Origin of the sequence: Sphingomonas sp. Ant20, assembly GCF_000783375.1 — a bacterium.
Classification (GTDB): domain Bacteria; phylum Pseudomonadota; class Alphaproteobacteria; order Sphingomonadales; family Sphingomonadaceae; genus Sphingomonas; species Sphingomonas aerolata.
The window spans coordinates 25,993-45,677 of sequence record NZ_JRVI01000061.1; the positions used below are offsets into that span (position 1 = coordinate 25,993).

General features: G+C 65.5%; 28 protein-coding genes and 1 pseudogene. 27 read left to right on the top strand and 2 right to left on the bottom strand.

The window, feature by feature from the left end; genetic code table 11:
• Positions 1–63 precede the first annotated feature (63 nt).
• A complete protein-coding gene (locus tag NI18_RS10255) occupies positions 64–336 on the bottom strand; it encodes a hypothetical protein (RefSeq protein WP_037529832.1) in 273 nt (90 codons plus the stop codon).
• A 95-nt stretch (positions 337–431) separates the two neighbouring features.
• On the opposite strand from NI18_RS10255, the gene NI18_RS23320 reads away from it, so the two are divergent.
• The 5 genes from NI18_RS23320 to NI18_RS10265 are packed head-to-tail and all read left to right on the top strand — an operon-like array spanning position 432 to position 2,229.
• The gene (locus NI18_RS23320) at positions 432–809 is read left to right on the top strand and encodes a hypothetical protein (protein WP_084215148.1); all 378 of its coding nucleotides are present in this window, start codon (positions 432–434) and stop codon (positions 807–809) included.
• Between the two features lie 12 nt (positions 810–821).
• Positions 822–998, top strand: a complete 177-nt coding sequence (locus tag NI18_RS25040; RefSeq protein WP_157840519.1) for a hypothetical protein — start codon at positions 822–824, stop codon at positions 996–998.
• A gap of 24 nt (positions 999–1,022) precedes the next feature.
• The gene (locus NI18_RS26870) at positions 1,023–1,145 is read left to right on the top strand and encodes a hypothetical protein (protein ID WP_306286346.1); all 123 of its coding nucleotides are present in this window, start codon (positions 1,023–1,025) and stop codon (positions 1,143–1,145) included.
• A complete protein-coding gene (locus NI18_RS10260; protein ID WP_198526997.1) occupies positions 1,142–1,633 on the top strand; it encodes a DUF3164 family protein in 492 nt (163 codons plus the stop codon). Before NI18_RS26870 ends, NI18_RS10260 begins: the two co-directional genes overlap by 4 nt.
• 44 nt (positions 1,634–1,677) lie before the next feature.
• Positions 1,678–2,229 (top strand): hypothetical protein, encoded by a 552-nt coding sequence (locus NI18_RS10265; RefSeq protein ID WP_128082181.1) that lies wholly within the window; start codon positions 1,678–1,680, stop codon positions 2,227–2,229.
• Between the two features lie 102 nt (positions 2,230–2,331).
• On the opposite strand, the gene NI18_RS10270 is transcribed toward NI18_RS10265, so the two are convergent.
• Positions 2,332–2,616, bottom strand: coding sequence for a hypothetical protein (locus tag NI18_RS10270; protein WP_128082182.1), 285 nt, complete (start codon positions 2,614–2,616; stop codon positions 2,332–2,334).
• A 57-nt stretch (positions 2,617–2,673) separates the two neighbouring features.
• On the opposite strand from NI18_RS10270, the gene NI18_RS10275 reads away from it, so the two are divergent.
• The 22 genes and pseudogenes from NI18_RS10275 to NI18_RS22295 form a co-directional block, all read left to right on the top strand.
• Positions 2,674–3,015, top strand: a complete 342-nt coding sequence (locus NI18_RS10275) for an HNH endonuclease signature motif containing protein (protein WP_306286347.1) — start codon at positions 2,674–2,676, stop codon at positions 3,013–3,015.
• The gene (locus tag NI18_RS10280) at positions 2,991–3,215 is read left to right on the top strand and encodes a hypothetical protein (RefSeq protein WP_128082183.1); all 225 of its coding nucleotides are present in this window, start codon (positions 2,991–2,993) and stop codon (positions 3,213–3,215) included. Before NI18_RS10275 ends, NI18_RS10280 begins: the two co-directional genes overlap by 25 nt.
• Positions 3,215–3,400: a hypothetical protein gene (locus tag NI18_RS10285; protein ID WP_037529836.1), complete on the top strand. Its 186-nt coding sequence runs from the start codon at positions 3,215–3,217 to the stop codon at positions 3,398–3,400. Before NI18_RS10280 ends, NI18_RS10285 begins: the two co-directional genes overlap by 1 nt.
• The gene (locus NI18_RS26875) at positions 3,313–3,951 is read left to right on the top strand and encodes a P27 family phage terminase small subunit (protein ID WP_306286348.1); all 639 of its coding nucleotides are present in this window, start codon (positions 3,313–3,315) and stop codon (positions 3,949–3,951) included. The genes NI18_RS10285 and NI18_RS26875 overlap by 88 nt, the downstream gene beginning before the upstream one ends.
• The gene (locus NI18_RS10295) at positions 3,944–5,458 is read left to right on the top strand and encodes a terminase TerL endonuclease subunit (RefSeq protein WP_306286349.1); all 1,515 of its coding nucleotides are present in this window, start codon (positions 3,944–3,946) and stop codon (positions 5,456–5,458) included. The genes NI18_RS26875 and NI18_RS10295 overlap by 8 nt, the downstream gene beginning before the upstream one ends.
• 29 nt (positions 5,459–5,487) lie before the next feature.
• A complete protein-coding gene (locus tag NI18_RS26880) occupies positions 5,488–5,775 on the top strand; it encodes a terminase TerL endonuclease subunit (protein WP_306286350.1) in 288 nt (95 codons plus the stop codon).
• 118 nt (positions 5,776–5,893) lie between these two features.
• The gene (locus NI18_RS10300; RefSeq protein WP_037529857.1) at positions 5,894–7,087 is read left to right on the top strand and encodes a phage portal protein; all 1,194 of its coding nucleotides are present in this window, start codon (positions 5,894–5,896) and stop codon (positions 7,085–7,087) included.
• Positions 7,080–8,075, top strand: a complete 996-nt coding sequence (locus NI18_RS10305; RefSeq protein WP_084215150.1) for a head maturation protease, ClpP-related — start codon at positions 7,080–7,082, stop codon at positions 8,073–8,075. The genes NI18_RS10300 and NI18_RS10305 overlap by 8 nt, the downstream gene beginning before the upstream one ends.
• A 30-nt stretch (positions 8,076–8,105) precedes the next feature.
• On the top strand, positions 8,106–9,464 hold the full coding sequence (locus NI18_RS10310; RefSeq protein ID WP_084215151.1) for a phage major capsid protein: 1,359 nt from the start codon (positions 8,106–8,108) through the stop codon (positions 9,462–9,464).
• A 90-nt stretch (positions 9,465–9,554) separates the two neighbouring features.
• Positions 9,555–9,992, top strand: coding sequence for a hypothetical protein (locus tag NI18_RS25665; RefSeq protein WP_052149125.1), 438 nt, complete (start codon positions 9,555–9,557; stop codon positions 9,990–9,992).
• 4 nt (positions 9,993–9,996) lie between these two features.
• On the top strand, positions 9,997–10,293 hold the full coding sequence (locus tag NI18_RS10320; RefSeq protein ID WP_052149126.1) for a head-tail connector protein: 297 nt from the start codon (positions 9,997–9,999) through the stop codon (positions 10,291–10,293).
• 2 nt (positions 10,294–10,295) lie between these two features.
• Positions 10,296–10,640, top strand: a complete 345-nt coding sequence (locus NI18_RS10325) for a head-tail adaptor protein (protein WP_037529837.1) — start codon at positions 10,296–10,298, stop codon at positions 10,638–10,640.
• Complete coding sequence (locus tag NI18_RS10330) at positions 10,640–11,170, top strand: hypothetical protein (protein ID WP_037529838.1); 531 nt, start codon at positions 10,640–10,642, stop codon at positions 11,168–11,170. The genes NI18_RS10325 and NI18_RS10330 overlap by 1 nt, the downstream gene beginning before the upstream one ends.
• Positions 11,171–11,297: 127 nt before the next feature.
• A complete protein-coding gene (locus tag NI18_RS10335; RefSeq protein WP_128082184.1) occupies positions 11,298–11,567 on the top strand; it encodes a hypothetical protein in 270 nt (89 codons plus the stop codon).
• 17 nt (positions 11,568–11,584) lie between these two features.
• Entirely contained in the window at positions 11,585–11,767 is a 183-nt protein-coding gene (locus NI18_RS10340) for a hypothetical protein (RefSeq protein ID WP_037529840.1), read from the top strand.
• 72 nt (positions 11,768–11,839) lie between these two features.
• Positions 11,840–12,295 carry a hypothetical protein gene (locus NI18_RS10345; protein WP_037529841.1) on the top strand — a complete coding sequence of 152 codons (456 nt, stop codon included), beginning with the start codon at positions 11,840–11,842 and terminating at the stop codon, positions 12,293–12,295.
• Between the two features lie 109 nt (positions 12,296–12,404).
• Positions 12,405–12,590 (top strand): hypothetical protein, encoded by a 186-nt coding sequence (locus NI18_RS10350; protein WP_037529842.1) that lies wholly within the window; start codon positions 12,405–12,407, stop codon positions 12,588–12,590.
• Between the two features lie 5 nt (positions 12,591–12,595).
• Complete coding sequence (locus tag NI18_RS10355; protein WP_037529843.1) at positions 12,596–12,844, top strand: hypothetical protein; 249 nt, start codon at positions 12,596–12,598, stop codon at positions 12,842–12,844.
• A gap of 116 nt (positions 12,845–12,960) precedes the next feature.
• The gene (locus tag NI18_RS10360; protein ID WP_037528054.1) at positions 12,961–13,281 is read left to right on the top strand and encodes a hypothetical protein; all 321 of its coding nucleotides are present in this window, start codon (positions 12,961–12,963) and stop codon (positions 13,279–13,281) included.
• A gap of 19 nt (positions 13,282–13,300) precedes the next feature.
• Positions 13,301–16,078 carry a phage tail length tape measure family protein gene (locus tag NI18_RS22290; protein WP_052149127.1) on the top strand — a complete coding sequence of 926 codons (2,778 nt, stop codon included), beginning with the start codon at positions 13,301–13,303 and terminating at the stop codon, positions 16,076–16,078.
• A gap of 2,518 nt (positions 16,079–18,596) precedes the next feature.
• Positions 18,597–18,851, top strand: coding sequence for a hypothetical protein (locus NI18_RS10370; protein ID WP_052149128.1), 255 nt, complete (start codon positions 18,597–18,599; stop codon positions 18,849–18,851).
• A 182-nt stretch (positions 18,852–19,033) separates the two neighbouring features.
• A pseudogene (locus tag NI18_RS22295) lies at positions 19,034–19,685 on the top strand (hypothetical protein); the annotation flags it as partial.

The following is a 19,685-nucleotide window of genomic DNA, read 5'->3' on the forward strand; positions in this document are numbered from 1 at the left end:
CGGCTAGTGCTGCGCACGAATCCACGTGCTTTCGGTTACGCTGTCGCCCCTGTGCGCTGGTCCTCATGCCTCATCGTTCCAGGCACCCGATTTACGGAGCTGCGCCTTGATGCCGTTCAATGAAGCGGTGACCGTCTGCGCGCGGCCGATTTCGTGACTGCCGTTGATGCCGGTCCAGAACTGCGTCAGCGGCCACTGCTCAGGACAATGGGGCAGCAGGGTGCGCAACGCTAACGAGATCGCCATCGACGGCCGCTGATCTTTCGCCGGCGCTGCCTCAGCTTCCGCAAGCACCTGGACCGCGAGTGCAACCAAAAATCGCTCGTCTTTCGTCATTGCAAACCCCTGCGCGCTCTCGTTTCGCGTTCTGCTAAGTCCTATACGAAACCAGCGATTCACCCTATGTTCTATACGGGGATGGAACGGCTTAAATGAACGCAGACAACGGCGAAAACGGTCGATCCTCCCGGCGGGATGAAGTCTTAGCAATTCTTGTCGATCGCATCACACGGACCGGTTCTTGCCCGAGCTATGAAGAGATCGGGCGCGCCTTGGTGCCCAACGTTGGTAAGTCCCGTGCGCAGCAGCTAGTCGCTCAGCTTATTCGGCGAGGCGACATCGTGCGCGACCCGGGATCTCGAAGAGGCATCCAGCTCCGCGACGTGAGCCGATGTCGAGAGATCATAACGCGGGCCCTGCAGGACCGCGGCTGGTCACAAGCTGGAGACGTGATCGAACCGGCGCGGCCCTATACCTTTGAGCAGCTGCCGTACCTGCCGTTAATCGTGAAGGAACGACCCGTTCAATAGCCGGGATCCGTCATGACCGTCGACACCAATGCAATGCGCCAAATGCTTGAAGCGGCACCGGGAGACCGTGTTGCGATGGACAAGGATCACGTGCGGACGATCCTGGACATAGTCGACGCTGGTCAGATCGCCGCCTCGGCGATCGCCAACCTCTGCCGGCTTTCGCCGCCGTCGGCGATCGCCGCGTGACCGGCACAGAACACCCCCGCCGCGGTGGACGTCAGCGGCCAGCCGTATTTGCGTGATGCAAAGGGCAGCCTCGTGCCGATCGCGGCGATCAGGGCGGCAGATCTGCTTATGGATGAGCTGGTCCGCGAGATGGTGGCGGAAGCGTGAAGCTATCCGCCGAAATCGCAGCCTTCAAAGTCAGCAGCTTCCGGCGGGTTGGCGAGCTTCAGGCGTTAATCGCGCAGCAGTACAACGCGAAGATCGGTGGTCCGAAAGGCAACATCACGCTCTCGTCGTTCGACGGATGTCAGAAGGTTCAGGTTCAAGCGGCCGACCAGCTCGAATTCGGCCCAGAACTGGAGGCGGCAAAAGCGCTGATCGACGAGTGCCTGAACGAGTGGGCGGCGACGAGTGGCGCTGAGCTGCGTGCGTTGGTCAACCGCGTGTTTCAGGTCGACCAGCAGGGCAAGATCAGCACGTCGCACGTGTTCATGCTTTTGCGCGTCGAGAGCGAGGACGAGCGCTGGCAGAAGGCGATGGAGGCGATCCATGACTCGATCCGCGTCATCGGCTCGCGCAACTATGTTCGCTTCAGCCGGCGGGATGCCGGTGACGGTCCGTGGCGCGGTATTCCGATCGATATCGCGGCCGCCTGACCGTGGGAATAACGATGCGGCGTCCGCGGGCGAGCGACTGGTGTATGCTGCGAACCTCCCCGGGGCGTACGCTGGCGCTTGCTCAGTCGCTGCTAGCGGCGGGGCTCGACGCCTGGACGCCTTCAGAGATCCATAGCCGGCGCCGGCCGCGCAGCAAGGCGACGATCGAGATCGAAGCGCCAATCATGCCGACGTTCGTTTTCGCTCGGGCGGCCGTGATCCCCGAGCTGATGCGTATCCAGGCGATGCCAATCAGTCCGCATCCACCCTTCTCGATCTTCCGACACTTGGGCGAGATCCCATTGCTTCACGATCACGAGATCCTGAACCTGCGAGCCGTGGCGGAGCTGGCTCAGCGGAAGCGACTGAAGAAGTCGCACCGGTACGTGTTCCCCGTAGGGGAGCAGGTGAAGGTGGCCGAGGGGAACTTCACCGGCCTCGAGGGCATCGTCGAGGGCGGGGACGGGAAGTATGCTCTGGTCTGCTTTGGCGGCAGCATGCAGTTCAAGATCGCAACTTTTCTTTTACGAAGCGACGATATAGACGGGGCCTCAGGCGAGGCTTCCGGGCCACGCACCGCCGCTCAAGCGGTATAGGCGAGTAGGACTGGCTGGTCATCTGACCTTACTGCCCTCGCCACCAAACGCCCAAGCTGTGCTTCTGGGCGACATCCGACGGCTGTCCGGCACCCTCTCAATCTATATCCTGCGGAGGTGGCGATGGCCGCAACCAAGCCTCGTTCGGAGGGTGACCGCCTGCGAGATGCCGGCGAGCGCCTCCTCGACGCCGCTGATCGGTGGGACACCGAGACCCGCAGCCTGACGGTTCGACAGCGCCTTCACGATGACGTCGAGACCGCGGTAGCCGACGCGCGCGCGGTGGTGCGCGGTTCGGGTGGCCGCTAAAAGCCACCTCGTCCGTATCGATGCCGGCATGGCCCGGTTCTCGGGGCGGATGGCGCCGCTGATGATCGGGTTAGCCATGCGCCAGGCGGACAGCCCAACCGCTCGCATGCAACGATCAATCGACCGACCCACATTGTGCCTGACCTGCCGGGGGCGCCCTTGAGGATCATCGAGCGCCTTCGTGGTCGGGCAGGCCAACGCCAGCGCGAACGTCGGCTGCGGCGCACCAACGGGCTATGCGAACGCTGTACCGAGGCAGGCCGTACGCGGGTTGCCACCGTGGTCGACCACATCAATCCCCTCGCGCTGGGGGGCAGCGACGAGGACGAGAACACGCGCAATCTTTGCGACCCGTGCCACCTCGACGTGACGGCCGAACAATTCGGTCATGCCGCACCGATCCATGCCCGCGGCGTCAATGCCAGCGGGCGGCCCACCAGTCCCGACCACCCGTGGAACAAGAAGGCTTCACCATGATGCCAGAGCGAAGCGAACCGATGCGCGCCGAACGGCCGCAGACTGACTGGCCTGAGGCCATCCGTACCCAGGTTGCCATCTGGCAGGGCATGGCGGAGGCCGCTTCGCATATCGCTCATGCCAAGCGCACCATCTTCCTCGCTTACGTTGCCGAGGGCTTCACCGAGTACCAGGCTCTCGATTTGGTGAAGGCTCCCTGATGCCTCGTGACGGCGAGATCGACATCGAGGTCAGCGCGCAAGCCGTGGTGTCCACGCTGCAGCTTAAGGTCAGGGTGCTCGGCAAGCGTCGCGCATTGTGGCGCGTGAAGGTCGCAGCGTTCATCGTTGCAGTTGCTGCGCGCGTGCTCGGCGGAAGCGTCGCTCTGGAGGCGGAGTTCGGCTGAGCCACCCCCCGTCCGAAAGTTGGGGGGCCGCCCGAGCGGACACCGCACCGGCCCCGCGTACGCGCTGCGACCGATTTTTGAGGGGGGAGGGTTTCCCGGCCCCGCCTGGAGGTGTCGATGGCTCCTGTGATCGCGATCGACGGTGGCGACGGCATTCCGCCGGAGCCGAACTGGCGAACCATCTTCGGTCGCAGGGTGATCGCGACGCAGCTGGTGAGTACTGGCAGCGGATCATCAGCGAGATGCGGGGCGCGGAAAAACTTGCCGTTGCCAACTCGCACTCGATCGTCCGTCTGATTGTCGCGTACGTGACGTACGACATCAGCGCGCGCGCAGTGCTCAAGTCCGGCCCGGTCATGAAGGCAAAGAAGACCGGCGTCCCGACCTACAATCCGTGGTGGACCACCATGTCGAATGCGGCGAGCCAAGCTCAAGCGCTAGAAAAGGAGCTGTGCATCAGCCCCCGCGAGCGGAACAACGGTGGCAAGATCGTCAAGGCAGCGCGCCGCAAGACCGGTGCCGACGCGTATCTGAAGTCGCGCAATGCCTAACCCATTTCTGTCGGCAGAGGATCCGACCACCGCCTGGGCGGAAGCCGCAGTCTCCGGCAAGATGGTCGTCGGCGAATTCGTTCGCGGTACCGCCGAACGTCATCTGCGCGATATGCGTGACGGCGAGCGGCGCGGCCTTTTCTGGCGTCCGGACGCAGCAGCGCACGCGCTCGGTTTCCTCCCGGCCGTGCTCGCCGTCACCGACGGGCCATCGGCCGGGCAACCGTTCCACCCGCTCGCGTGGCACACCTTTGTCGTCGGCTCGATCTTTGGCTGGCGGACTGCGACGGATCGTCTGCGGTTCCGATCGGCCTGGCTCGAGACGGGCAAGGGGCAGGCCAAGTCGCCATTGATGGCGGCGATCGGCCTGTACATCATGGGCTGGTTCGAGATCCCGCGGGCCCAGGTCTATGCGATCGGCAACGACAAGGCGACGGCCAACGTCCTGTTCCGTGACGCATCGGCAATGTGCCGGTCGGACATTCCCGACCAGGACGAGGGCGACAGCCTCGAGGCGCGCGGTGAAGTTGTGGTCCGTGGCGAGGGCGACAATGCGTACAAGATCGAGCATCCGGAGACGGGATCGTTCTTCAAGACGCTGGCTGGCGGCGAGCGCCAGTCTGGACCCCGGCCGGCGGCCGTACTCGCCGACGAGATTCACGAGTTCCGCTCCGACGGTGCGCTGAAGATCTGGGAGGAAGCGATCGCGAAGGTCGCGACCTCCGCCATTATGATCCTCGGCACGAACACGCCGGCGCGCACCCAGCATGTCGGCACCCAATACAGCGACCTGTATCAGGACATTGCACTCGGCAAAAAGAAGGACGACACGGCGTTCTCCTTTGTCGCTCGGATCGACAAAGCCGACCGCGAGAACGTGTTCACCAACGAGGCATGCTGGCCCAAATCGCTGCCGGCGCTTGGCGAGACCTTCCCGATCGAGAACATCCGCGAGCGCGTGAACACAGCGCGCACGCGGATCTCGACCGCTTCCTCGGTTAAGCGGCTCTACTTCGGCGTCGACGTCGGCGCCGCTGACTTCTGGATCGAGGAAACCGCATGGGAGGCGGTTCAGAGCACGATCGAAACGGCGATCGACGAGAAGCAGCTGCGCGGCAGCAAGTGCTATCTCGCGCTGGATCTCAGTCGCAAGAACGATCTGACCGCCCTGTCGGCCGATTGGATCAAGCTCGCTGTCGACCAGCCCGTCATGCACCAGGTCAAGACCTGGTACTGGACGACCCAGGAAGGGCTGGAGGATCGCGAGAAGTCGGACAACGCGCCGTATGGTGACTGGGTCGCCGAAGGGTATCTGACCGCGCTACCCGGTGCCGTGATCGATATGACGTTCGTTGCTGCCCAGGTCCGCGACCTGTGCGCGGACCACGACGTCGCGTTTCTCGCCTTCGACGTCGCCTTCATGCTTTCGTTTGAGGAGCATGCGAGGCAATCGGCTTCGCGGTCTGGCGCTACGACGGACCGGGCAAGCCGGACGGCAAGGGGCTGAAGCTCGTCAGCCATGCGCAGGGCACCCTCGTGAAATTCGAGGACAAGCAGCTGTGCATGCCGAAGTCGATCACGAAGCTCGAGGATGCGATCCTCGCCGAGCATATCGTGATCGATGCATCGCCGGTGACGTACAGCTGCGCTGCGAACGCCGCGATCATCGAGGACGGCCAGGCCAACCGGGCGTTCGACAAGAAACGATCGCGCGGCCGTATCGACGGGCTGGTGACGATCGCCATGGCGGTCGGCGCCGCGGCGATGAACGAGCAGCCCCCACGTAAATCCGTCTACGAACGCCGCGGCGTGCGGAAGCTCTGAAGGGGCGACTATGGCAGGCATGTCGCCATCAGATTATCAGCGGGCGGCCGGATATCGCCGGTCGTCCGCATCCGGAATGCGGATGGGCGGGCAGGGGCCGGTCCAAGCGTTTACCGCGATGGACTTCGATAGCCCGGTGCTGCGCGAATTCCTCGGCGCCGGCCGTGCGTCCGCGGCCGGCGTTGCGGTGACCGAGAAGCTGGCGCTTCGTAACAGCGCGTTCTTTCGTGCGGTAAAGCTCGTGTCGACGTCGATCGGGATGCTGCCGACGTTCCTGCATCGGCGGTTGCCGGACGGCAAGACGGAGAAGGCCAAGGATCACCCGCTCTACCGGATCCTTCATAAGCGGCCGAACAGCTTCCAAACGGCGTTCGAATTTAAATCACATATGCAGCTCTGCGCGCTGCTCGATGGCAATGCTTATGCGCGTATCGTCTGGGGAATGAAGGGCGGGCGCCGCGCCGTGATCGCCTTGATACCTTTCAAGCGCGGTTCGATTAAGCCGGACGTCTCCGATTTCGGCGAGCTGACCTTCAAATATCAGCCGTCGAATGGAGGACCGCAGACCCTCTCGGCAAGCGACGTCTTTCACTTCCGTCACCCGATCAGTCTCGACGGGCTGAAGGGCGTCTCGCTACTCGATATGGCCGTCGAGACCCTCGGCCTCGCTTCGGCGGCCGAACGCGCACTTGCGAAGATGCTCGCCAAGGGCGTCATGGCGGGCGGTGCGATCCAATACCCCACGGTGCTCGGCGACGAAGCTTACGGACGCCTACGCGACAGCATGAACGAGGATCATTCCGGCGCAGACAATGCCGGCGAGTGGTTCATCCTTGAGGAAGGCGGCGTCGCCAACCCGTTCACGACCGCCAAGGACGCGCAAAGCGACGAGATGCGCAAGCGGCAGGTCGAAGAGGTTGCGCGGTTTACGGACGTTCCGCGGCCGCTGCTGATGATGGACGAGACAGCGTGGGGCACCGGCATCGAGCAGCTCGGCCTGCTGTTCATCACATACTGCCTGCTCGGCTGGTTCGTCGCGTGGGAACAGGCGATCGAACGCAGCTGCTTTACCGTTGCCGAGCAGGATGCCGACGAACTGTACGTGAAGTTCAATGAGGGCGCGCTGCTGCGCGGCTCGCTGAAGGATCAGGCCGAATTCTACTCGAAGGCGCTCGGCAACAACGGCGCCTGGATGGTCCCGAACGAAGTCCGCGGATCCTTCGAGCTCGATCCGCGCGAGGACGGCAACGACCTTCCCAAGCCAGCAGCGACGACGGTCGCCAAGCCCCCAAAGGAACCCGCTGATGCGTGACACAACCTCAGCCCCCGGCAAGCCCGGTGCAGTGAAGACCATCGGCGGACGGCCGGCCCCAGGCGCGAAGCCGACGCCAGCGCCGGCGGGACAGCCGCGCGGCGTCGTCGGCCGCATCCAGAGTCGGCAGCGGCCAGGCGCTCTGCCAATTCCGGCCAAGCGCGACGTGGCCGCGTTCACGCCGGCGCCGGTTCTCGATCGCTGGAACGCCGACGCGGCCGGCGTACGCCCCGCGGCTGTCGAGACGGGTGACAACGTCATCACCATGTTCGACATCATTGGCGAGGACTGGTGGAGCGGCGGTGGCATCACCGCGAAGAAAGTATCGGCGCAGCTGCGCGCGATCGGCGATCGTCCGGTCGAGGTCCAGGTCAACAGCCCCGGCGGCGACATGTTCGAGGGCCTCGCGATCTACAACGTGCTGCGCGAGCACCCGCAGGCGGTAACAATCAAGGTCATGGGGATGGCCGCATCGGCCGCGTCGGTGATCGCGATGGCAGGCGATACCGTCGAGATCGGCGCCGCCAGCTTCATCATGATTCACAATTGCTGGGTCGGCGCGGTCGGTAACCGGCACGACATGGCCGAAGTCTCGGCGTTCCTCGCGCCGTTCGATCAGGCGATGGCGGACGTCTACGCGCAGCGAACCGGCAAGACGTCGGCCGAATGCGCAAAGTGGATGGACGACGAGACGTACATGTCCGGATCCGTCGCGATCGAACGCGGCTTTGCCGACGAGCTGCTCGCGGCCGACAAGACGAAGATCGATGGCGACGCGAAGGCTTCCGACACCAGTGTCAACAAGGTGCGCGCGATGGAGCTGGCGCTTGTCGCCGGCGGCGCGACCCGCGCCCAGGCGCGCGCGCACATCAACGAGATCAAGGGCACGCCAGGCGCTGCCCAAGACCCTGCCGACACGCCAGGCGCTGGCGGCGATCCCGAGTTGATCAGTGCCATGCAGGCGCTGCTCGACGATTTCCGCAGCTAAACACGAGGCTTTGCCGTGAAGAAAATGAATATGACTGCCCTTGTGGCGGTCGCGAACGTGTTCGCCCATCCGATCCGTGCACTGTTCGCACCAGCCGAGCCGGTGCTGACCCTTTCCGCGCCCGTTGTTCCCGCAATGCCGCGGGCAATGACCGGCCTCATTCGCGCTGACGTCACCGGCGACCCGAAGGCCATGATCGCGGCGCTGCAGGGCGCGCACAACGAGTTCAAGGCCACGGTCGAAGCAAACGTCGGCAAGAAGGCTGACAGTGCCGAGACCCAGGCGAAGCTCGATGCGATCAACGCGACGATGAACACGCTCGAGGCGTCGCTCAACGATCACGCGCTCAAGCTCGCCGGCCAGCAGATGGCGGGCGGTGGCAAGGCCACTCCCGCGGACCCCGAGTACAGCGGTACGTTCGCGTCGTTCATGCGAGGCGGATCGCGCGACGACGAGCAGAAGCTCGCCGCAGCGCAGAAGGCCGGCGTGCGCGCAGCCATGTCGGAAGGCGTGCCGGCCGATGGCGGCCTGCTCACGCCGAACGAGTGGGATCGCACGATCACCGGCCGTCTCAAGCAGATCTCCCCGATGCGCGCCGAGTCGACCGTGATCTCGATCAGCAAGGCCGCCTTCACCAAGCTGTTTACCGATCGCAACGTCGGTTCGGGTTGGGTCGGCGAAACGGCGTCGCGCCCGGCAACCGCCACGCCGCAGTTCACCGCGCTCGGTTTCGGCCTCGGCCAGCTCTATGCGAACGCGGCAGCGTCGCAGGATCTGCTCGACGACGCCGAGATCGATCTCGAGAACTGGCTGACCGACGAGATCGAGACCGAGTTCTCGCGCCAGGAGGGCATCGCCTTCGCCGCTGGTGACGGCGTCAACAAGCCGAACGGCTTCCTGAACTACGCTGCCGGCGGTGGTGCAGCCGATCGTCACCCCTGGGGTGCTATCGAGGTGCTCAGCAGCGGCGGTGCCACGTCGATCGCGACCGATAAGGTCATCGACGCGGTGTACAAGCTGCCGGCGATCTACACGCCGAACGCCAAGTTCTTCATGAACCGTTCGTCGCTCGGCTCGATCCGGAAGCTGAAGGACGGCCAGGGCAACTACATCTGGCAGCCGACCTTCGTCGCCGGCCAGCCATCGACGCTGATCGGCTACCCGGTGGTCGACCTGCCCGACATGCAGAATGTTGCGGCCGACGCGCTGGCGCTGGCCTTCGGCGACATGCGCGAGACCTACCTGGTCATCGACCGCATCGGCGTCCGGATCCTGCGCGATCCGTACACCAACAAGCCGTACGTCTGCTTCTACGTGACGAAGCGCGTCGGCGGCGGCGTCAAGAACCCGGACTCGATGAAGATCATCAAGATCGGCGCTGCAGCCTAAAACTGAGCCTGTCCGGGTCGGCCGCGTGCCGGCCCGGGCTTTTTGAAGCGCCGCTCGAAACGACGTTTCAACAAGCCAAGGAGAAACCGAATGGACGATCTCAACAAGCTGCTCGAGGGCAGCGTCACCAACGTCAAAGCGGCCCTGCGCGGTCTATCGCACGACGATCTGCTGAAGCTGCAGTCGGCCGAGAAGAACGGCGGCAAGCGCGAGGCCGTTCTGAACGCGATCGACAGCGCGTTGAACCAGGCCGACACGGCGCGCACTGGCGGCATGGTCAAGATGACCACCGGCGGGCTCGGCATCGCATCCGGGCTCGACAAGTCGGCGCCGGCCGACCTCGCTGCCGCGTCCGAGTTCTCGACCTCCGGTGCGGCCCGCCAGTTGACCGATATCGACGTCGGCCACCCGGCCGTCGACAATGATCCGCGCGCCAATACGACCGAGACAATGAATCGCATCGATTTCAACGATCCCGGCAAGTCAGGTCGTGATGTCGTCGACGACGCGCTGAAGGCGCGGGGCTGACCCAGTGGCTGACCTCGTCTCGCTCGATGACGCACGGCTGCAATGCCGGCTCGCTGAAGACGAGCGGGACGAGGATCAGCTGCTGACCGGCTACGTTGCTGCCGCGCGCCGAGCGTGCGGTGCGATCACTGGTTTCGACCTGTCGGCCACGGCCCCGAGCGCGATCTCCGCGGATGACGCCGCAGTCGTGAAGCAGGCGATGCTCGTCATCATTGCTCACTGGTACGAGAACCGCGACGCCGGCGAGATACCGAAACAGGCCAACTGGCTACTCGGAACAATCCGCCGGCGAAGGCTGTAACTATGGTCCCGCAGGATAAGCTCGACCGCTTGATCACGATCGAGGCGCCGATCGCCGACGACAGCCTCGACGGGGCAGGGTCGGGTACGTGGAAGCCCGTCACGAAAGTCTGGGCCAACCTCCAGGACATGCTGCCGAGCCGCGGCGAACGCCTGGCTGGCGGTATCAACGTCGCGTCGCGGCCAGCGCGGGTTCGCATGCGGTACCGCACCGATATCGACAGCAGCATGCGGTTCGTCCTCGGCACGCGCATCATGCAGATCACCGCCGGCCCGGCCGAGCTTGGCCGGCGGTACCGTATGGAGTTCATGGTCGAGGATTACACCTCAGCGGGCAACGCGGCCTGATGCCAAGCGTCAAAGGCCGGGGCGCAGTCGAGCGAGTTATCGCGGGGCTGCCCGCCCAGATCGAGGCGAAGTTGCTGCGCGGCGCGGCGCGCGCTGGCGGCAAGGTGCTGCTCGACGAGACGAAGAGCCGCTCACCGACGGAGAAGGTGACCGAGGCGCTGACGCTGCGCACGAAAAGCGAGCCGGGACGGATTGTCGTGAGGGTCGGTGTTAAAGGCCAGTGGCCGCGATCGCTTGCTACATGGGCCGAGTACGGCACGGACCCGCATTTCATATCGGTCGATGACAGCCAGCGGGAGGGCAAGAGCGTCCGCCGGATCAATGAAACCGGCGCCGAGTCGCTCCGCATCGGCAACAACTTCGTCGGCAAAACCGTCCACCACCCGGGCGCCAAGGCCGCCCCCTTTCTGCGCCCCTCGCTCGATCACAGTGCGGCGGCGGCGCGAGTTGCGATGCAGAGCTACGTCAATGCCCGCGTCACCCGCGGCGGCATCGTCGGTGGCGATGAACCGGAAGGGACCGACGAATGAGCGGTGTCGAGATCATCGGCGATCTGCTGCGCGCGTATGAGCCTCTAGCCGAGCTGATGCAGCCCGCCAGCATCAAGGCCGCAAGCTCCCCGACAACGTCGTGTTGCCCGCCATCCTGATCCGCAGCGTGACGCTGATCGATCGGCAACGCCTGAAGCGTGAAGCGCTGGTCCGTTCCGTCGAGCGCGTGTCCGTGGCGGTGCGCGCCGCGAACTATCGAGATCAGAAGGCCGCCATCAAGCTCATCCGGCGGTGCTGCCGGGACATGACCGGCGACCTTTCGGGCTGTTTTCGTGTCTCGATCCTCACTGCTGGCACCGGCCCTGACGTCGGCGGCCCCGCGAACAGCTTCGAGCAGACCCAGGACTTCCGCGTCAGCTTCGACGCGGCAGCGTGAGAAAAGAGGAATCTATCATGTCCGTTACCACTGCCACGCCGATCAAGGCTTTCGTGCTGCGCGATTTCAAGGACGCCACCACCGAAGAGAGCTTCTCCGCGAAGGACACCCCCGACCTGGAAGCCGGCCGCTTCGAGAATTTCAGGGCTGCCGGTTTGGTTCGCAAGGCGACCGCCCGCGAGGCGAAGCCCGCCGCGTAACCCGCTCGCCCGCCGCCCGGCGGGCGATATCCCGCCGGCGCCCGCCGGCATGACGACACGAGGATCATCACTATGGGTTCCCAGACCGCCGCAGGCTCGTCGCTTGCGATTTCCGTTGCCTCGCCAGCGACTGCGGATGCGACCGGCTATGCCGCGCTCACCTTCACCGACGTCGGCCAGGTCGAAAAGCTCGGCTCGATCGGCGCCAGCTTCGCCAAGGTCGAATTCCAGCCGCTCAAGGGTGCAAAGCAGAAGTTCAAGGGCTCGGCCGATTATGGCGCGCTGCAGCCATCGATGGCGCTCGACAGCTCCGACGCCGGCCAGGCGATCATGCAGACCTCGGCCGATGACGAGAGCCAGAAGCTCTATTCGTTCCGCGTGACGTATCCGGACGGTGCCAAGCGCTACTTCGGCGGCCGCAACTTCGGCATGCCGGAAACCGCCGACGGTGCCGACAGCATGCTGACCGGCGCTCCGACGATCGAGATCTGCACCAAGATCGTCAAGGTCGCTGCGCCGACCACCTGATCCCTTTCCTGCCCGGCGCCCGCGACGCCGGTCCTTATGCGCCAGCTCGGCCCGTCGTCGCGGGTCGCGAGCCGGGCTGGCGCACCATCCTCCCGCGAAGGACTATCCCATGACCAAGCTGCTCAACATCGCCTCGCTTGCTATCGCCGCCACCGCCGCCCTGCACGTCAAGGGCCCCACCGGCGAGCCGCTCTATGCCGACGAGGCTGGCAAGCACCCCATCCGCATCCATCTCCATGGCCCCGGCAGCGTCCCTATGGCGCCGTCGAATCACGTCAGTCCGCGCGCGCGCTGAAGCGCATGCAGGACAACGATGGCAAGATCACCGCGGCGACCCAGGAAGAGCGCATTGCCGAGACGGCCGAAGACCTCGCCGCGATCACCGTGTCGTTCGAGAACTTCGACTATCAGCCCGAAGGGGCCAGTCTCACTGGGCAGGACATGTTCCGCGCCGCATATGCCGATCAGGGTATTGGCTACATCACCCGCCAGGTGGCGAAGTTTGTCGCCGATTGGGGAAACTTCAAGGCCGCATCGAAAGCGGCCTGACCCTCTATATCCGGCATATGGCGTGGCTTCAGGCCACGCCAAAGCCGGACCCTCGATCACGGCGAGCCAAGTTCGTAGAGGACTCTCCCGTTCCCCGGCTCAGTCGGATCGAGAAGATGAAGCGCGACAAGATCGTGCCACCTATGCCGCCCAATCCGGCGCCGCATATCACCGACCGGCTGATTGAGATGGGCCTGACCCAAGCGGCCGGCATGGGCGCCGTGCCGCTATCGTGGATCGAGATCAACGCGTGGTGCGAACGTACCGCCGTTGACCTTGAGCCATGGGAGGCGCGGCTGATCCGCCGCCTCTCGGCTGCCTACCTCGCTGAGAGCCACAAGGCCGACGTTGAAACCTGTCCGCCTCCATGGCGCGCAGCGGTGACCGCACGTGAGCGTGAGATCGAAGAAGCCAAGCTCCGCGCCGTGCTGGGCTGATCCTCGAAAGGAGGCCGCGATGATTGACGACGACGGCGCGGCCTCCCTCGAGGTTGGCTTCATCCTCAACACAGAAGGCGCGTTCGCCGAGCTGCTGCGCTTCGGCCAGATGTTCAGCTCCGAGACGCAGGACTTCATTCGCAACTCGGCGCGTATTGAAGCCGCGGCGGGTGGGATCAGGCTTGCCGGCGCAACCAGCGCAGTCACGAATTTCGGCGCCGCGGCGACGCGCGAAGGCGCCAACGCAGCACGTGAGTTCGCCCGCGTCGAGAAGGCAGGCGAGGCGATGGCGCGTCAGCTCGAGCGTCAGAACAGCGTTTTCGGCAAAACCCGCGAGGAGGTCCGTAGCGCTTCGGCCGAGTTCAAAGCGTTCGCAGCCGAGCAGCAGGGCCTGAAAGAACTGGCCCAGCGTATCCGCAGCGAGGAGCTGGCGCTGGTCACGGCAACCGATCAAGCCGCGGCTGCTGCAGAGCGTCAGGCACAGGCTCTCCGCCAGGCAGATCAGGCATATCAACTTTTCGAATCGCATCGGCGCCAGGGCCTGGCGGCATGGAAAGAGGTCGAGGCCGCGCAGGCCCGCGTCGCTGCCGAGGCGGCCTTAAACGCGGAGCTCCTGGAGCGTTCGCGGATTGAAGCTGCCATCGCGCGCATCCAAGGAACAGATCGTCCTCGCGCTACCGACGCAGGGGCATCATTCAGCGCGCTGTCGGCCAAATTTGCGGAAGACGAGGCGCGCGCGGCGCGGATGGCCGCAGTGGAGGTCAAGCAGCTTGGAGACGAGCATGCCCGCCTCACAGCCCTCGTCCGCGGCTCGCACGATGCCCAGGTCGCCGATGCGGCCGCGGCCGAGCAGCTGCGCATGGCAACCGATCCCCTCTATGCGTCGACGAAGAAGCTCAACGCCGAGATCGCGGAGTCGACGCGCCTCTATCACACCGGCGCAACCGCACCGGCCGAATATGCGCGCCAGCAGGAGGTGCTGACCGGCCGTCTGCGGCAAAGCGCGCAGGCGCAGGACGACATGGACCGCATCGCTCGCAAGGGCAAAGGCACCCTGACGCAGCTGTCGTTCCAGCTGAACGACGTCGCCACCATGGCGGCAATGGGCGCGGCGCCGTTCCAGATCTTCGCCAGCCAGGCGGGCCAGATCTTCCAGGTCGCGCAGATGGCTGAAGGCGGCGTGAAGGGCTTTGCCGCCGAGATGGGCGGCCTCGCCGTCGCGTTCCTCCCCGCGATCGCGGTTGCGTCCGTCGCGGGCGTCGCGCTCTACCGGTGGAAGGAGCAGATCAACGAAGACGCCGGCATGAAGAAGTTCGCCGAGGGTCTCGGGCTGACGTCCAAGGAAATGAAGAAGCTTGGCGATCAGTCGATCACGACCGGCGACATGGTTGCCGGCGTATGGAAGACGATCACCGACGGCCTCAACCTGGGCGGGTCGGGCAAGTCGCTCATGGACTATCTGTTCTCGCCGAACGACGCGCAGCAGGTGCAGGGCTTCCTCGCGTCGATCTATGGCACGTTCACCGGCACCTATGCCGCGATCGTCGAGCTGTGGAGCAGCATCTCGACGTCGGTGTCGGCCTATGTCTCGGCAGCGGCCGCGGCCGTTGCGCAGTTCTTCGCCCCCGTCGTCGCCGCGGCCCAGTGGGCGGGCAACGGCATCGCCCAGATCTTCAACGCCATCTACAACCGCGTTGCCGGCTGGCTGAAGTCGATCGGCAGCGCGATCAGCGACTTTGCCGGCCCGATCCTGAAGGCCATGGGCCAGAGCGATGCCGCCACGGCCGTGACCAGCGCCGGCAGCAGCCTCGGCAAGGCGTTCGGCAAGGGCTACGCGCAGGGGGCCGGGCAGGTCGTCAACGGGACGAACAGGTTCTTCGCGACCGCTGCCGAGAACATCATCAGCAAGTCGCAGGAGCGGCTGCTGAAGAAGGCCAACGAGATCAAGGCGGATCGCACGCCGAAGAAGGCGCCCGTCGACAGCCATGCGGCGTCGCTCGTGCGCGATTCCGAGGCGATCGAGGCGCAGATCCGCAACTTGTACAAGCTGGCGGATGCTTACGGCGTCTCCGGCGCCGCGGCGCTGATCGCCGAGGCGCGCGTGAAGGCCGAGAGCAAGGCGATCAAGCAGAGGGCCGACATCGAGGCGTCCGTCGACCGCCAGGTGCGCCTCGCGATCGCGCAGCGCGTGTCGGACGTCGCGAAGTCGACCGCGACCGCACGCGAGCAGGCGGCAGCGCAGATGCTGGTCAACGCACAGGTCGCAGCCGGCCTCGTGCCCGCTGCCCGCGCGGCCGAGCTGGTCAAGGATCAGATCGCGGATCTGCCATTGCTCGCCGCGATCGAGGCAGCCCGCACCCGTGGGCTGACGACCGAGGCCGAGCGCGCGACCAAGGCGCTGGCCGATCAGCGCGCGGCGCGCGCGGATCTCACCACGGCCGAGCGCAGCGCGCAGTTCAACACCGACATGGCAGCCGGCAACGACCGGCTCGCTCAGATGCGCGAAGAGCTTCGCCTCGTCGGTGCGACGGACATGGAGCGGGTGCGCGCGCTCGCTACGCTGAAGGCCACGCAGGAGGCGCAGAAGTACAATCCCGGCGACCGCGCGGCCTATATCGAGCAGCAGGTCGCGATCGCCGTCGCGCGCAGCAATTGGTCGAAAAGCAGGCGGAGCTCAATGCCGAGCTGCGCGCCACGTCCGACCTGTTCGACACGATCGACCAGAGCGCGCAGCGCGCGGCGCAGGGCATGGCCGATGCGTTCGGCAATGTCGGCTCGGCGATCGGCGACGCGCTGACCGTCATGACCGGCTATTACGCCGACCAGGCCAAGCTGCAGGAAGCGCACAAGGCCGCGATCGATGCGGCCGGCAACGATCAGAAGAAGATCGAGCGCGAGAACCGGCTCTTCTCGCTCCGGTCATCCTCGCAGCAGATCAGCGCGTTCGGGGACATGACCGCAGCTGCCAAGGGTTTCTTCAAGGAAGGCTCGACCGGTTATCAGACGCTCGCGACCGCCGAAAAGGCATTCCGCCTTGTCCAGTTCGCCATGTCAGTCCGCGCGATCGCGCAGGATGCGATCGAGACCGGCAGCAAGATCGCCAACAGCGTCGCGCGTATCGCGGTCGGAGCGACCGAAGCAGTGGTCAACGCGATCAAGAGCCTGCCTTTCCCGCTCAACATTGCCGCGGGCGCCGCGACCGTCGCCGCGCTGGCGGGGATCGGCGTGTCGGTCGCCGGCTCGTTCGGCGGTGGCGGCAAGAACGATCTGGCGCCGACCAACACCGGCACCGGCACCGTCCTCGGCGATTCGTCGGCAAAGAGCGAGAGCATCCGGAACGCCATCGATGCCCTGAAGGACGTCGACACCGTCATGCTGTCCTATTCGCGCGACATGGCCGCATCGCTGAAGTCGATCGACAGTCAGATCGGTGGCGTCGCTTCGCTCGTCGTCCGCGCCGGCAACATCGACGCCAGCGCCGGGGTCAACACCGGGTTCAAGAGCAACGCGACGGCAACGATGGCGGGCATCGGCATGGCGATCGGCGGCCCGATCGGTGCCGGCATCGGCGCGGTGCTGACCAAGATCCCGGTCATCGGCAGCATCTTGAGCGGCCTGTTCGGCACGAAGACCTCGGTCATCGGCAACGGCCTGTCGGGCGGACCGCAGTCGGTCGGCAGCATCCTGAACAGCGGCTTCGACGCGTCCTACTATTCGGACGTGAAGAAGAAGTCGTCGTTCCTCGGTATCTCGACCGGCACGAAATATTCGACGCAGTACGGCGCGGCCGACCCAGGGCTGGAAAACCAGTTCACGCTGATCCTGCGCCAGTTCAACGATGCGATCGTGGCGTCGGCCGGGCCGCTCGGTGCTGCGACCAGCGACATCCAGAACCGCCTCAACAGCTTCGTCGTCAACATCGGCAAGATCGACCTGAAGGACCTGACCGGAGAGCAGATCCAGGAGAAGCTAACCGCGATCTTCGGCGCCGCTGCCGATGGTATGGCGGCCGCAGCTTTCCCGGCCGTCGCGCAGTTCCAGAAGGTCGGCGAAGGCACGTTCGAAACGCTCGTGCGCGTCGCCTCGACCGTCGAAGCCGTCGGTGCGTCGCTCGATCTGCTCGGCAACAGCGCGCAGACGATGGGCATCGCGGCAAAGCTCGGCCTTGCCGACCAGTTCGACAGCGTGTCCGCGCTGACGTCGGCAGCCGACGCCTATTTCGGATCCTTCTACACCAAAGAAGAGCAGGCCGCCGCGAAGACCGCGCAGTTTGCCGGCGTCTTCAGCAGCCTCGGCATGGCGATGCCCGAAACGCTGGCGGGCTTTCGCCAGCTGGTCGAGGCGCAGGATCTGACGAGCGCGGCGGGTCAGGCGACCTATGCGACGCTGTTGCAGCTCGCCCCGGCCTTCGCCGACCTTCAGGCGTCGATGGAAGGCGCCAAGAGTGCGGCGGACATCGCGAGCGAGCGTCAGGATCTGCAGCGTCAGCTGCTCGAGCTGCGCGGCGACACCGCCGCACTTCGTGCGCTCGACCTGGCAAAGCTGGATGCGAGCAACCGCGACCTGCAGCAGGAGATCTATGCCGTGCAGGACGCCCAGGCCGCAGCGTCGGCCGCCAAGACGCTGGCGGACGCATGGACGTCGGTCGGCGACAGCATCATGGACGAGGTAAATCGCATCCGCGGCGTCACCGACGCTGCCGGCGGCAACGGCTTTGCGGCGTTGCAGGGGCAGTTCAATGCGGCCAACACCGCCGCGCGCGGCGGTGATCAGGATGCGGCGAAGACCCTGCCGGCGCTCAGCCAGGCACTGCTGACGGCCGCAGCCGAGCAGGCGACCAGCCGGCAGGAACTGGAACGCGTGCGGGCCATGACCGCCGCGAGCCTCGAGGCAACCTATGGGGTGATCAGCGCGCTCGGCAACGGGACCACCGCGCCGACCGTCGAACAGACGACGAGCCGGCAGGAGCTCGAACGCGTGCAGGCGATGAACGACGCCAGCCGCCAAGCCGCCTATGGCGTCGTCAGCGCGCTGGCCGGCGGAACCGCCGCGTCGGCCAGGACCGCCACGCCGATCGATACGATGATCACGGCTGCCAACGCAGCGACCGGCAAAGCGCCCGCACCGGCCAACGACGATCTGATCGTCAGCGCCATCGAGGCCTTGAAGGAAGAGGTCGCCGGTCTACGCCGTGAAAATGGTTCGGCGCAGACCGAGATCGCCCGCAACACCAAGGGGATCGATCGCAAGCTCGACGATGTCACGGCCGATCATAACGGCATGGCGTTCAGCGTCGGCAATGCGAGCGCCGCCTGATGAAGGTCGTCACCTCCACAGGCGCAATCGAGCTAGGCACCGTTGAGACGGCGCCGACGATCGGCGTCATCGACTATAGCCGCAGGGTCACCGACGAGTTCGGGGTCACCACGGTTGTGCCGCGCCGTTTCGCGCGTCGCATGACGGTGCGTCTCGCGGTACCATTCGACGACGTCGACACGATCCAGCGCCAGCTCGCCGAGCTTCGTGCCACCTCGCGACGTGGATCGCCGACGATCGCTTCGGCAGCCTGACCGTCCGCGGGTTCTACAGAGAATTCGAGGTCGACCATGCGTCCGCGCCGCTCAGCTATTGTACGCTGACGGTTGAGGGGCTGACCGGTGAGGAGGCGTTTACGGACGACGGCTCTGATCCGGCCCCGGCCGGGCAGGCGTCCACCCTTCAGCTGCTACAGCCGATCGCGATCACAGACGCCGTGCTGACATCGAGCAGCGTCTCCGAGGACGATGCCATCGAGTGGACGGCGGCCGGCGGCTACGCGTTGGGGCAGCGCGTCATCCGTCGGTCGACGCATCGCGTCTGGGAAAGCGTAATTGATCGCAACATCGGTCATGACCCCGCGACCACGACGGGGGCATGGCTCGATGTCGGACCGACGAACCGCTGGGCCATGTTCGACCAGGCGCTCGGTTCCGTCACCGCCGACGAGGCCCCGATCGTGGTCACGCTGCGGCCCGGTCTCGCCGCATCCGGGCTCGCGATCCTCGATTGTAACGCCGCAACGGTTCGCGTTCAGGCCCCCGGATATGACCGCACCGTCGCGCCGTCGGGCGGCTCCGGCGGCGCGCTGTTCCTAGATCTGTCGCTGGCGGCCGGCGCCAGCATCACGGTGACGCTGACGCCGTTCGGCAAGGCCGCGACGCGTGTCGTCTGGGACGGATGGCTTCGCATGGGACGGATTCGGTCGCGTGGCACGACACGGTCGCCGGTACCGCCACGGCGGAACCACCAAGCTGGGCCGAGTGCCGAGGGCGTGAGCGACGCACCAAATGGCAGGACAGCCGCGGTGGCGATGGTACCCGTATTTGGTCGGCACCGTGCTGTCTCGGGCATATTGCGGCCGCTCG

Coding starts and splice junctions, on each gene's coding strand:
- NI18_RS10255 (WP_037529832.1), bottom strand. CDS start 336: ATGACGAAAGACGAGCGATTTTTGGTTGCACTCGCGGTCCAGGTGCTT.
- NI18_RS23320 (WP_084215148.1), top strand. CDS start 432: ATGAACGCAGACAACGGCGAAAACGGTCGATCCTCCCGGCGGGATGAA.
- NI18_RS25040 (WP_157840519.1), top strand. CDS start 822: ATGACCGTCGACACCAATGCAATGCGCCAAATGCTTGAAGCGGCACCG.
- NI18_RS10265 (WP_128082181.1), top strand. CDS start 1,678: ATGCTGCGAACCTCCCCGGGGCGTACGCTGGCGCTTGCTCAGTCGCTG.
- NI18_RS10270 (WP_128082182.1), bottom strand. CDS start 2,616: ATGGCTAACCCGATCATCAGCGGCGCCATCCGCCCCGAGAACCGGGCC.
- NI18_RS10285 (WP_037529836.1), top strand. CDS start 3,215: ATGCCTCGTGACGGCGAGATCGACATCGAGGTCAGCGCGCAAGCCGTG.
- NI18_RS10295 (WP_306286349.1), top strand. CDS start 3,944: ATGCCTAACCCATTTCTGTCGGCAGAGGATCCGACCACCGCCTGGGCG.
- NI18_RS10300 (WP_037529857.1), top strand. CDS start 5,894: ATGGACTTCGATAGCCCGGTGCTGCGCGAATTCCTCGGCGCCGGCCGT.
- NI18_RS10305 (WP_084215150.1), top strand. CDS start 7,080: ATGCGTGACACAACCTCAGCCCCCGGCAAGCCCGGTGCAGTGAAGACC.
- NI18_RS10310 (WP_084215151.1), top strand. CDS start 8,106: ATGACTGCCCTTGTGGCGGTCGCGAACGTGTTCGCCCATCCGATCCGT.
- NI18_RS25665 (WP_052149125.1), top strand. CDS start 9,555: ATGGACGATCTCAACAAGCTGCTCGAGGGCAGCGTCACCAACGTCAAA.
- NI18_RS10325 (WP_037529837.1), top strand. CDS start 10,296: ATGGTCCCGCAGGATAAGCTCGACCGCTTGATCACGATCGAGGCGCCG.
- NI18_RS10330 (WP_037529838.1), top strand. CDS start 10,640: ATGCCAAGCGTCAAAGGCCGGGGCGCAGTCGAGCGAGTTATCGCGGGG.
- NI18_RS10340 (WP_037529840.1), top strand. CDS start 11,585: ATGTCCGTTACCACTGCCACGCCGATCAAGGCTTTCGTGCTGCGCGAT.
- NI18_RS10345 (WP_037529841.1), top strand. CDS start 11,840: ATGGGTTCCCAGACCGCCGCAGGCTCGTCGCTTGCGATTTCCGTTGCC.
- NI18_RS10350 (WP_037529842.1), top strand. CDS start 12,405: ATGACCAAGCTGCTCAACATCGCCTCGCTTGCTATCGCCGCCACCGCC.
- NI18_RS10355 (WP_037529843.1), top strand. CDS start 12,596: ATGCAGGACAACGATGGCAAGATCACCGCGGCGACCCAGGAAGAGCGC.
- NI18_RS10360 (WP_037528054.1), top strand. CDS start 12,961: ATGAAGCGCGACAAGATCGTGCCACCTATGCCGCCCAATCCGGCGCCG.
- NI18_RS22290 (WP_052149127.1), top strand. CDS start 13,301: ATGATTGACGACGACGGCGCGGCCTCCCTCGAGGTTGGCTTCATCCTC.
- NI18_RS10370 (WP_052149128.1), top strand. CDS start 18,597: ATGAAGGTCGTCACCTCCACAGGCGCAATCGAGCTAGGCACCGTTGAG.